We start from the raw sequence: 11377 nt of genomic DNA, 5'->3' as shown, positions 1-11377 counted from the left end.
CGAGCAGGGGGGACCCCCATGCCGCACGGCGCGAAGGGCCAGGTGGCTCCGCCACATGGCCCTCCGCACCGCACGCCGATCGCACGCACCGAACGCCGCTCCTTCTCCCGCGGAGATCCATCACAAGACCCCTGGCTCTGATGCGAGCATGGCGGGCATGGCTACTCATGTGATCACCGGGGCGGGCTCCGGCATCGGCGCGGCCGTGGCCCGCCGTCTTCACGCCCGGGGGGACGACCTCGTGCTGCACGCGCGCGACGCCGGCCGCGCGAAGGAGCTGGCGGCCGAGTTCCCCGGGGCGAAGACGCTGGTCGGCGACCTGTCGGACCCCGACAAGCTCTCCTGGGCGTTCTCCCACCAGCCGCTGCCCGACCGCGTGGACTCGCTGCTGCACATCGCCGGGGTCGTCGACCTCGGCCCGGTCGGCGAGCTCACCCCGAAGTCCTGGCGCCACCAGCTCAACGTCAACCTCGTCGCCCCCGCCGAGCTGACCCGCCACTTCCTGCCCCAGCTGCGCGCCGCCCGAGGCCACGTGATCTTCGTCAACTCCGGTGCCGGCCTCAACGCCCACGCCGGCTGGTCCGCGTACGCCGCGTCCAAGCACGGCCTGAAGGCCCTGGCCGACTCCCTGCGCCACGAGGAGCACGGCAACGGCGTCCGCGTCACCTCGGTCTACCCCGGCCGCACGGCGAGCCCCATGCAGGCCAAGGTCCACCAGCAGGAGGGCAAGGAGTACGACGCCTCGAAGTGGATCGACCCGGAGTCCGTGGCCACGGCGATCCTGATGGCCCTGGACCTGCCGAGGGACGCGGAGGTCAACGACCTGACGGTGCGACCTGGGAACTGACCCGGGCCGAGCCGCTGCGTAGGCTTCTGCGGGTGAGCGAAAACAGCCAGTTCAGGTTCGGCGCCGCCACCGGTGTGGGCTCCATGCCGGGCGGCGACGCCCGAGAAGCCGCCAAGACCGTCACCGGAACCTTCGAGGACTTCCCCTTCCTGCCCGAACTGCCCGCCCGGGGACCCGGAGCGGACATGATCGGCCGGACCGCCGGGATGCTCGTCGAGCTGTACGCGCGCGTGGAGCCCAGCGGCTGGCGGCTCGGCGACCGGCCGGGGCGGGACACCAAGCGGGCCCGTTCCTGGCTCGGCGAGGACCTCGACGCGCTGGAGGAGTTCACGCAGGAGTACGGGGGGCCGTTGAAGGTCCAGGCCGTCGGGCCCTGGACCCTCGCCGCCAACCTGGAGCTGAGGAACGGCGAGGCGGCCCTCTCCGACGCCGGCGCCTGCCGTGACCTGGCCGCCTCCCTCGCCGAGGGGCTGCGTCTGCATCTCGCCGAGGTGCGGCGGCGCGTCCCGGGCGCACAGCTCGTCCTCCAGCTCGACGAGCCGTCCCTCACCCCCGTCCTGCGCGGCCAGGTGAAAACCGCCAGCGGCTACCGGACCCATCGGGCCGTCGACCGGCAGATCGTCGAGCAGACACTCCGCGATGTCGTCGGCGTGCACGGGGACGGCCCGGTCGTCGTCCACTCCTGTGCCCCGGACGTCCCCTTCGCCCTGCTGCGGCGGGCGGGCGCGGCGGCCGTCTCGTTCGACTTCTCCCTGCTCACCGAGCGTGACGACGAGGTGATCGGTGAGGCGGTGGAGGCGGGGACCCGGCTCTTCGCCGGTGTTGTCCCGGGCACGGAGGGCCCATTGTCAGACCCTGCCGGTAGCGTCATGGGTGTCAGGACGCTGTGGCGCAGGCTGGGGCTGTCACCGGGGCTTCTCGCGGAGGCGGTCACGCTCACTCCGGCGTGCGGACTCGCGGGGGTATCTCCGAGTTACGCGCGCACCGCGCTCGCCCACTGCGTCCGGGCGGCGAGATCCCTCGCGGACAACCCAGAGTAACGGGAGGACGACACGGTGGCCGGCGACAAGCAAGCGGAGACGACGACGGTGCCCGCCGAGGCACGGGAGAAGCACGCGCGCCTCGCGGAGCAGATCGAGGAGCACCGCTTCCGCTACTACGTGAAGGACGCTCCCGTCGTCAGCGACGCGGAGTTCGACCAGCTGCTGCGTTCCCTGGAGGCGCTGGAGGAGGAGCACCCGGAGCTGCGCACCCCGGACTCGCCGACCCAGAAGGTGTCCGGGTCGTACGAGACGGAGTTCACGGCGGTCGAGCACCGCCAGCGCATGCTCTCCCTCGACAACACGTTCAACGACGAGGAGATGGCCGCCTGGACGGAGCGCATCGCCAGGGAACTGGGCGAGCAGGAGTACCACTTCCTGTGCGAGCTGAAGGTCGACGGCCTCGCCGTGAACCTCACCTACGAGCACGGCCGCCTCACCCGCGCGGCGACCCGCGGCGACGGCCGCACCGGCGAGGACATCACGCCGAACGTCCGGACGATCGCCGAGATCCCGGAGCGCCTCGAGGGCGACCGCGTCCCGGACCTCGTGGAGATCCGCGGCGAGGTCTACTTCCCGATGGAGAAGTTCCAGGAGCTCAACGCCCGGCTCGTCGAGGCCGGCGACAAGCCCTTCGCCAACCCGCGCAACGCGGCGGCCGGTTCACTGCGCCAGAAGGACCCGCGCGTCACCGCCACCCGCCCCCTGCACATGGTGGTGCACGGCATCGGCGCCCTGGAGGGCTACACCGGCCTGACCCGCCTCTCCCAGGCGTACGACCTGCTGAAGACCTGGGGCCTGCCCACCTCCCGGCACAACAGGGTGGTCGACGGACTGGAAGGCGTACGGGAGTTCATCGCCCACTACGGCGAGAACCGCCACTCCGTGGAGCACGAGATCGACGGTGTCGTCGTCAAGCTCGACGAGATCCCGCTCCAGGGCCGCCTCGGCTCCACCTCGCGCGCCCCGCGCTGGGCGATCGCGTACAAGTACGCGCCGGAGGAGGTCAACACCAAGCTCGTCAACATCCGCGTGGGCGTGGGCCGCACGGGCCGGGTCACGCCGTACGCCCAGGTCGAGCCGGTCACGGTCGCCGGCTCCGAGGTCGAGTTCGCCACGCTGCACAACCAGGACGTGGTCAAGGCCAAGGGCGTCCTCATCGGTGACACGGTGGTGCTGCGCAAGGCCGGTGACGTCATCCCGGAGATCCTCGGGCCGGTCGCCGACCTGCGCGACGGCAGCGAGCGCGAGTTCGTGATGCCGAGCGAGTGCCCCGAGTGCGGTACCCCGCTCAGGCCGATGAAGGAGGGCGACGTCGACCTGCGCTGCCCCAACGCCCGTACTTGTCCCGCCCAGTTGCGCGAGCGTCTGTTCTACCTCGCGGGCCGCAAGGCGCTGGACATCGAGCACTTCGGCTACGTCGCCGCCGCCGCTCTCACCGCGCCGCTGGAGCCGAAGGACCCGCCGCTGGTGGACGAGGGCGACCTGTTCGACCTCACCATCGAGCAGTTGCTGCCCATCAAGGCGTACGTCCTCGACCCGGACAGCGGCCTGCCCAAGCGCGACCCCAGGACCGGCGAGGAGAAGGTCGCCACGATCTTCGCGAACCAGCAGGGCGAGCCCCGCAAGAACGCGCTTGCCATGCTGGAGAACATCGCGGCGGCCAAGCAGCGCCCGCTCGCCCGGATCATCACCAGCCTGTCGATCCGTCACGTCGGGCCGGTCGCGGCCGAGGCCCTGGCCCGCGAGTTCCGCTCGATCGAGCGCATCGAACAGGCCACGGAGGAGGAACTGGCGGTCACCGAGGGCGTCGGCCCGACCATCGCCGCCTCCCTCAAGCAGTGGTTCGCCGAGGACTGGCACCGCGAGATCATCCGTAAGTGGAAGGCCGCGGGCGTCCGCATGGAGGCGGAGAGCACCGGCGAGGACGAGGGACCGCGCCCGCTCGAAGGCCTCACCGTGGTCGTCACCGGCACCCTCGAACACTTCACACGGGACGGCGCCAAGGAGGCGCTGCAGAGCCGCGGAGCGAAGGTCACCGGCTCGGTTTCGAAGAAGACGTCATTCGTCGTTGTGGGTGACAGCCCCGGATCGAAATACGACAAGGCGATGCAGCTGAAGGTGCCGGTCCTGAACGAGGAGGGCTTCGGGGTCCTGCTGGAGCAGGGCCCGGACGCGGCAGCCGAAGTCGCCCTTTCGGCCGAGGAGTAGCGGTTGAAGGCCACCCGTTCGGCGCATACCAGATGCATACGGGTGGCCGGGACGCATTCGGGCAACCGTCGGCGACCGCCGCCCGTAAACGCCTTCTGCGGCCTACTGTTGAGATGTGCGCCTGCCGTGCCCAGCTGCGGTCGGGGCATCTTCGTGCTCGCGCGGAGCACGGGGAAGGGATTGGATTTCCAACGCGGGCCGTTGAAGGTTGTCGGGCACCGGGCCGCGTGGCGTGGGCACCGCCGGCTGTGAGAGGGACGGGAATGGAACCGACCGAGAGCGCCGTGCCGGGCTCACGGCTGCGCCTGCGCCGCGTGGCGGTCGCATGGCGGGCAGTCCGTGGGACCGGACGGCCGGCGGGGCGTCCGGGCGTGGAGGTGCGCGCCGTCGGACAGTACACCGCGGACGGGCGCGTCGGGGGGCGTGCCGCCGCGGACGGCCGCGGTGCCGCCCAGCCGGTCACCGAACACGCCCCTGGACTGCTGACGGGCACGGACCAGGGTGCCGGCGCCGAACGGCACCAGTCCTGGCCCGCGCTGCCCGCGGCGGTCGTCGCGGCGGCCGGGTTCGTCCTGGGCGCCGGCTTCTACCGCGCCTTCACCGGCGGCCACGCGCTCTTCCCGGCCGGCCGGGCCGGCTGGGCGCTGGCCGTGCTGACCGGCATCATCGTCGGCCACCTGGTCATGCTCGGCCGCTCCCGCTGGTGGGGCGGCACCGGCTCGGGCGCCGCCCTCACCCTCGCCGTGCTGCTGCTGTACGGCTGGGTGCCGGCCGGCATGGTCAGCCTCACGGTCGTCGTGCTGGTCGGAGTGGCCCGCCGCCACCGCTGGCGCCAGGGCGTCCTGCACGGCGCGGTCGACCTCCTCGGCATCGGCGCCGGCGCCCTGGTGCTGGGCGCCTTCGGCTCCGTCCCGTCCGTCGAGTCCCCGGCGGACCCGGACACCTGGACGCTCTACACGGCCCCCCAGGTGGCCCTGGTCGCCGCCGCCTACCTCGCCGTCTCCCGCGTCCTGCTCTGGTACCTGCACGCCCCGCGCCCGGGCCTGCCCACCGTCGCCCGCACCGCCCTGGTCCGGCAGGGCCTGGTGGCGGTGGCGCTGCTGGGCATCGCGCCGCTGGTGTGCGTGGTGGCCGTGGCCAAACCGATCCTGCTGCCCCTGTTCTCCATCCCGCTCATCGCACTGGACTCCACGCTCTGGATCGCCCGGGCCCGCGCTGAGGAACAACTGCGCGACCCGCTGACCGGGCTGCCCAACCGTCAGTGGCTGCAGGAGCGCATCTGGACCGCGCTGGACGACGCCGAGCGCATCGACGCCCGCGCCGCCCTGATGCTGATCGACCTCGACCGTTTCCGGTCGGTCAACGACACCCTCGGCCATCTGGCCGGTGACCGGCTGCTGTTGCAGATCGCCGACCGGCTGCGCGTGGCGCTGCCGCGCGGGGCGGAGGCGGCGCGGCTCGGCGGGGACGAGTTCGCGGTCTTACTGCCCGTCGCCGACTCCACGACCTCCGCGACCCGGGTCGCCCGCAACCTCGTCTCCGCGCTCAGCTCACCGCTCGACCTCGACGGCCTCACCCTCGTCCTGGAGGCCAGCGCCGGGGTCGCCGTCTTCCCCGACCACGCCCTCGACGCCGAAGGGCTGCTGCGGCGGGCGGACGTGGCGATGTACCAGGCGAAGCGGGACCGTACGGGTGTCGAGGTCTACGAGTCCAAGCGCGACTCCAACACTCCGGACCGGCTCGGCCTGCTGGGCGACCTGCGCCGGGCGCTGGACGCCCACGAGGTCGAGCTGCACTACCAGCCGAAGGTCCGCTTCGACGGTCAGGTCGCCGGCCTGGAGGCCCTGGTCCGCTGGGTCCACCCCGAGCGGGGCAAGGTGCCGCCGGACGAGTTCATAGCGATCGCCGAGTCCTCCGGGCTGATGCCCCATCTCACCGAGTACGTCCTGGAGACCGCCCTCGCCCAGGTCGCGCGCTGGCGGTCCCAGGGACTGTTCGTCCCGGTCGCGGTCAACGTCTCCCCGCGCGACGTCCACATCCCCGGCTTCGCGGGCTCGGTCGCAGCCCGGCTGGCCCGGCACGGCGTGCCCGCGGGAGCGCTCCAACTCGAGATCACGGAACACGTCCTCCTGGAGGACCCGCAGCGCGCCGCCGACACCCTCAACGCGCTGACCGGGCACGGCGTCAAGATGTCCCTGGACGACTTCGGCACGGGCTACTCCTCGCTCGTGCACCTGCGCCGGCTCCCGGTCAGCGAGCTGAAGATCGACCGTTCGTTCGTCGCCCGGCTCGCGGTCGACACCGAGGACGCCGAGATCGTGCGCTGCACGGTCGACCTCGCGCACTCCCTCGGCCTGCTCGTCGTCGCCGAGGGCGTCGAGGACGACGAGACCTGGGAACGCCTGCGCGACCTCGGCTGCGACGCCGTCCAGGGCTGGCTGGTCGCCGCCGCGATGCCCCCCGACGAGACCACGGCATGGCTCCGCGCCCGGGGATCCCGCGGCTGGCAGCGCCCCCGGGCGGCCCTCCCGGCGGCGACGGCGGACGACTCGGGCCGGATCGGCTAGAGCCGGGAGCACCGGGGTCCGGCAAACCGTTTCACGGGCACGGCCTCCCGACCCATAGGATTGGGCCAAACCACATTCACTCACCCCCAGAGGATCGCTGCATGCCTGGCATCACGCGCGAGGAGGTCGCCCACCTCGCCCGGCTGGCGCGTCTGGAGCTGAAGCCCGAAGAGCTCGAACACTTCGCGGGACAGCTGGACGACATCATCGGCGCGGTCGCCCGCGTCAGCGAGGTCGCCGACCAAGACGTACCGCCGACCTCGCACCCGCTCCCGCTGACGAACGTCATGCGCCCGGACGAGGTCCGTCCCTCGCTCACCCCCGAGCAGGCGCTCTCCGGCGCCCCGGCCCAGGAGCAGCAGCGTTTCAAGGTGCCGCAGATCCTGGGGGAGGACTAAGAACGTGACGGACATCATCAAGCTCACCGCCGCCGAGACCGCCGCGAAGATCGCCTCCGGCGAGCTGACGGCCGTCGAGGTCACCGAGGCCCACCTCGCCCGCATCGAGGCCGTCGACGAGAAGGTGCACGCCTTCCTGCACGTCGACCGCGAGGGCGCCCTCGCCCAGGCCCGAGCCGTCGACGAGAAGCGCGCCAACGGGGAGAAGCTCGGCCCGCTGGCCGGTGTGCCCCTGGCGCTGAAGGACATCTTCACCACCGAGGGCGTGCCCACGACCGTCGGTTCGAAGATCCTCGAGGGCTGGATCCCGCCGTACGACGCGACCGTCACCCAGCGGCTCAAGGCCGCCGACGTCGTGATCCTCGGCAAGACCAACATGGACGAGTTCGCCATGGGGTCCTCCACCGAGAACAGCGCCTACGGCCCGACCGGCAACCCCTGGGACCTGACGAAGATCCCCGGCGGCTCCGGAGGCGGCTCCTCCGCCGCACTGGCCGCGCACATGGCCCCGCTCGCCATCGGCACCGACACCGGCGGCTCCATCCGCCAGCCCGCCGCCGTCACCGGCACGGTCGGGGTGAAGCCGACGTACGGCGCGGTCTCCCGCTACGGCATGGTGGCGTTCTCCTCCTCCCTCGACCAGGGCGGCCCCTGCGCGCGCACGGTCCTGGACGCGGCCCTGCTGCACGAGGTGATCGCCGGACACGACCCGATGGACTCCACCTCCATCGACGAGCCCGTCCCGGCGGTCGTCGAGGCCGCCCGCAACGGCAGCGTCGAGGGCATGCGCGTCGGCGTCGTCAAGCAGTTCCGCGGCGAGGGCTACCAGGCCGGCGTCATCCAGCGGTTCGACGAGTCCGTCGAGCTGCTCAAGGAACTGGGCGCCGAGATCGTCGAGCTGGACTGCCCGTCCTTCGACCTGGCGCTGTCGGCGTACTACCTGATCGCGCCCTCCGAGTGCTCCTCCAACCTCGCCCGCTTCGACGGCCTGCGCTACGGCCTGCGGACCGGCGACGACGGCAGCCACTCGGCGGAGGAGGTCACCTCCCTCACCCGCGAGGCCGGCTTCGGCCCCGAGGTCAAGCGCCGCATCATGCTCGGCACGTACGCGCTGAGCTCCGGCTACTACGACGCCTACTACGGCAGCGCCCAGAAGGTCCGCACGCTCATCAAGCAGGACTTCGACAAGGCGTTCGAGCAGGTCGACGTCATCGTCTCCCCGACGACCCCGACCACCGCCTTCGCGATCGGCGAGCGCGCCGACGACCCGATGGCGATGTACCTCGCCGACCTGTGCACCATCCCGACCAACCTGGCGGGCAACGCGGCCATGTCGCTGCCGTGCGGTCTCGCCCCGGAGGACAACCTCCCGGTCGGCCTGCAGATCATCGCCCCCGTCATGAAGGACGACCGCCTCTACAAGGTGGGTGCCGCCGTCGAGGCCGCCTTCGTGGAAAAGTGGGGCCACCCGCTGATCGAGGAGGCTCCGTCGCTGTGAGCGCACTGTCCAAGGCCAAGGGCTTCAAGAACTCCAAGTCCGGCCTGTACGTGTCGATGGCCACGTCGGCGTTCGGCGCCGTCGGTGTCTACAAGCAGATCAAGAAGGCCCGCGGAGACAACGACACGCTGCGGCTGATCGACGCCGTCGTGACCGGCGCGGCCGTCGTCACCAACCTGGCCATTCTCTACCGCGAGCTGAAGCGGCTGGGCGACGACGACGTCCTGCTGGGCTGAGAGGGAAGTTTCACCGTGACCACCACGACCGACCTGGTGTCGTACGAGGACGCACTCGCGTCGTACGACCCCGTCATGGGCCTCGAGGTCCATGTCGAACTCGGCACCAAGACCAAGATGTTCTGCGGCTGTTCGACCGCCCTCGGCCAGGACGCCAACACGCAGACCTGCCCGGTCTGCCTCGGCCTGCCCGGCGCGCTGCCGGTCGTCAACGCGACCGGTGTCGAGTCCGCCATCAAGATCGGCCTCGCGCTGAACTGCGAGATCGCCGAGTGGTGCCGCTTCGCCCGGAAGAACTACTTCTATCCGGACATGCCGAAGAACTTCCAGACCTCCCAGTACGACGAGCCGATCGCCTTCAACGGCTACCTCGACGTGCAGCTGGAGGACGGCGAGACCTTCCGCGTGGAGATCGAGCGCGCCCACATGGAGGAGGACACCGGCAAGTCGACGCACGTCGGCGGCGCCACCGGCCGTATCCACGGCGCGTCCCACTCCCTGCTCGACTACAACCGCGCCGGCATCCCGCTCATCGAGATCGTCACCAAGCCGATCGAGGGCGCGGGCGAGCGTGCCCCCGAGGTCGCGCGGGCCTACGTCCGTGAGCTGCGCGAGGTCATCCGGGCGCTCGGCGTCTCCGAGGCCCGGATGGAGATGGGCCAGATGCGCTGCGACGTGAACCTGTCGCTGCGCCCGAACGGCACCGAGAAGTTCGGCACGCGTTCCGAGACGAAGAACGTCAACTCGCTGCGGTCCGTCGAGCGCGCGGCCCGCTTCGAGATCCAGCGGCACGCGGCCGTGCTCTCCTCCGGCGGCACCATCGTGCAGGAGACCCGGCATTTCCACGAGGACACGGGGTCGACGACCTCGGGCCGCGTGAAGGAGGAGGCCGAGGACTACCGGTACTTCCCGGAGCCCGACCTCGTCCCGGTGGCCCCGTCCCGTGAGTGGGTCGAGGAGCTGCGGGCCGGGCTGCCCGAGCTGCCGCTGGTCCGCCGCAACCGACTCCGCGAGGAGTGGGGCGTCTCGGCCACCGACATGCAGGCGATCCTCAATGCCGGAGCGCTGGAGCCGATCGTCGCCACCATCGAGGCCGGGGCCGACGCCGCCTCCGCCCGCAAGTGGTGGATGGGCGAGCTGGCCCGCAGCGCCAACGAGTCGGGCAAGGCGCTCGACGAGCTGGCCATCACGCCGCAGCAGGTCGCCCGGGTCACCGAGCTCGTCGCGAAGGGCGACCTGAACGACAAGCTGGCCCGTCAGGTCATCGAGGGTGTCCTCGCGGGCGAGGGCACCCCGGACGAGGTCGTCGACAAGCGCGGTCTGAAGGTCGTCTCCGACGAGGGCGCGCTGACGGCGGCCGTCGACGAGGCGATCGCCGGCAACCCGGGTGTCGCGGACAAGATCCGCGGCGGCAAGGTGGCGGCGGCCGGTGCCCTGGTCGGCGCGGTCATGAAGGCGACCCGGGGTCAGGCCGACGCGGCGCGCGTCAAGGAGCTGATCCTGGAGAAGCTGGGCGTCAGCGAGGGCTGAGCCCCGCGGAACCCGACAGGGGGGATGCACCGAGCCCGGTGCATCCCCCCTGCGTATGCGTCCTACGGTCGGCGTCCCACGACCCGGACGAAGCCCAGCGTCTCGCCCCGGTCCAGGCGCAGCATCTCGGCGCACTGTCCGGCCATCCGGATGTGGAACTCGTCCGTGTGCTCCTCGGCGACGACCTCGCACCAGCGCAGCCAGTCCCGCCAGCCGTCGTCGAGCCAGTCGGCCGTCTCGACCTCCACGGCGCCGCTGCGCATCCAGTGACGCCGCCACCAGCCTGCCGTGTGGAAGCACCAGAAGGCGGGCTCCCAGTACGGCTTCAGGTGCTCCGGTGGCTCGACGCCGTCGATCTCCTCGCGCAGCGCCGGTACGACGACACCGATCCGCCCGCCGGGCTTCAGCAGCCGCGTCAGCTCGGGCAGGTACAGGTCATCGGTGCCGAAGTACTGGTACGCGTCGATGGAGACGATCGCGTCGAAGCTGCTCTCGCCGAAGGGCAGGTCGTGCGCCTCGGCCAGCACGGGCAGGACGCGGTCGGCCATGCCCGCCTCCGCGATGCGCGCGGCGTTCTCGTCGGGCTTGATCCACAGGTCGGCGGCGGTGACCTGAGCGTCGTACTCCCTGGCGAGGAAGATCGACGTCATGGCGCGTCCGCAGCCCAGGTCGAGCACGCGCGAGCCGGGACGCAGTGTGTCGAGTCCCAGGGCCGGGGCCAGCCACTCCAGCAGCCACAGCGCGTGCGGGCCCATCTGGTTCTCGATGGTCCAGCGGGCGTCGTAGCGGTTGCTGCGCGGGTAGCCGGGGTGGCTCACGCGGTCAGTGAGGGGGTCGTTCGAGGTCCGGGAAGTGATGTCCGGCATCGGTGAACGGGCTCCTTGAGTCCTTGGGGAAGAAAGGGGATGCGTCGGAGCTCGGTCGGACCGTCAAACAATGCACCTGCTTCGGCCGGGCGGCGAGGTGCCGCGGGCGTTCCTCGGACCAGCGGACGCTAACAGGGGGTCTCACCACCCTGCATCCGGTTTCCGTTCACGGCGCGCTACCGTC

The 11377-nt window shown here is 71.4% G+C and carries 9 protein-coding genes; 8 read left to right on the top strand and 1 reads right to left on the bottom strand.

Annotated features, from left to right (window positions below):
- The first annotated feature begins 157 nt into the window (after positions 1–157).
- From IE97_RS0105410 to gatB, 8 genes are all read left to right on the top strand, one after another.
- Complete coding sequence (locus IE97_RS0105410; RefSeq protein ID WP_030900834.1) at positions 158–847, top strand: SDR family oxidoreductase; 690 nt, start codon at positions 158–160, stop codon at positions 845–847.
- A 32-nt stretch (positions 848–879) separates the two neighbouring features.
- Positions 880–1887: a methionine synthase gene (locus tag IE97_RS0105405; RefSeq protein WP_030231952.1), complete on the top strand. Its 1008-nt coding sequence runs from the start codon at positions 880–882 to the stop codon at positions 1885–1887.
- 15 nt (positions 1888–1902) lie between these two features.
- Positions 1903–4098, top strand: coding sequence for an NAD-dependent DNA ligase LigA (gene ligA, locus IE97_RS0105400; protein WP_030231948.1), 2196 nt, complete (start codon positions 1903–1905; stop codon positions 4096–4098).
- A gap of 263 nt (positions 4099–4361) precedes the next feature.
- Positions 4362–6665 carry a putative bifunctional diguanylate cyclase/phosphodiesterase gene (locus tag IE97_RS0105395; RefSeq protein ID WP_030231944.1) on the top strand — a complete coding sequence of 768 codons (2304 nt, stop codon included), beginning with the start codon at positions 4362–4364 and terminating at the stop codon, positions 6663–6665.
- A gap of 101 nt (positions 6666–6766) precedes the next feature.
- Positions 6767–7063 carry an Asp-tRNA(Asn)/Glu-tRNA(Gln) amidotransferase subunit GatC gene (gene gatC / locus IE97_RS0105390; RefSeq protein ID WP_030231941.1) on the top strand — a complete coding sequence of 99 codons (297 nt, stop codon included), beginning with the start codon at positions 6767–6769 and terminating at the stop codon, positions 7061–7063.
- A 4-nt stretch (positions 7064–7067) separates the two neighbouring features.
- Positions 7068–8561, top strand: a complete 1494-nt coding sequence (gene gatA, locus IE97_RS0105385; RefSeq protein WP_030231937.1) for an Asp-tRNA(Asn)/Glu-tRNA(Gln) amidotransferase subunit GatA — start codon at positions 7068–7070, stop codon at positions 8559–8561.
- Positions 8558–8797: a hypothetical protein gene (locus IE97_RS0105380; protein ID WP_030231933.1), complete on the top strand. Its 240-nt coding sequence runs from the start codon at positions 8558–8560 to the stop codon at positions 8795–8797. The genes gatA and IE97_RS0105380 overlap by 4 nt, the downstream gene beginning before the upstream one ends.
- Before the next feature lie 15 nt (positions 8798–8812).
- A complete protein-coding gene (gene gatB / locus IE97_RS0105375) occupies positions 8813–10327 on the top strand; it encodes an Asp-tRNA(Asn)/Glu-tRNA(Gln) amidotransferase subunit GatB (protein WP_030231931.1) in 1515 nt (504 codons plus the stop codon).
- 62 nt (positions 10328–10389) lie between these two features.
- On the opposite strand, the gene IE97_RS0105370 is transcribed toward gatB, so the two are convergent.
- Positions 10390–11193, bottom strand: a complete 804-nt coding sequence (locus IE97_RS0105370; RefSeq protein ID WP_030231929.1) for an SAM-dependent methyltransferase — start codon at positions 11191–11193, stop codon at positions 10390–10392.
- Between the last annotated feature and the right edge of the window lie 184 nt (positions 11194–11377).

The sequence above is a fragment of the Streptomyces sp. NRRL S-455 genome, from assembly GCF_000717875.1.
Lineage (GTDB): Bacteria > Actinomycetota > Actinomycetes > Streptomycetales > Streptomycetaceae > Streptomyces.
This window is presented reverse-complemented; position numbering and strand designations above follow the sequence as displayed.

What these genes read in the sequence shown, in the direction of transcription:
- IE97_RS0105410 (WP_030900834.1), top strand. Translation starts at nt 158, where the DNA reads ATGGCTACTCATGTGATCACCGGGGCGGGCTCCGGCATCGGCGCGGCC.
- IE97_RS0105395 (WP_030231944.1), top strand. Translation starts at nt 4,362, where the DNA reads ATGGAACCGACCGAGAGCGCCGTGCCGGGCTCACGGCTGCGCCTGCGC.
- gatC (WP_030231941.1), top strand. Translation starts at nt 6,767, where the DNA reads ATGCCTGGCATCACGCGCGAGGAGGTCGCCCACCTCGCCCGGCTGGCG.
- IE97_RS0105370 (WP_030231929.1), bottom strand. Translation starts at nt 11,193, where the DNA reads ATGCCGGACATCACTTCCCGGACCTCGAACGACCCCCTCACTGACCGC.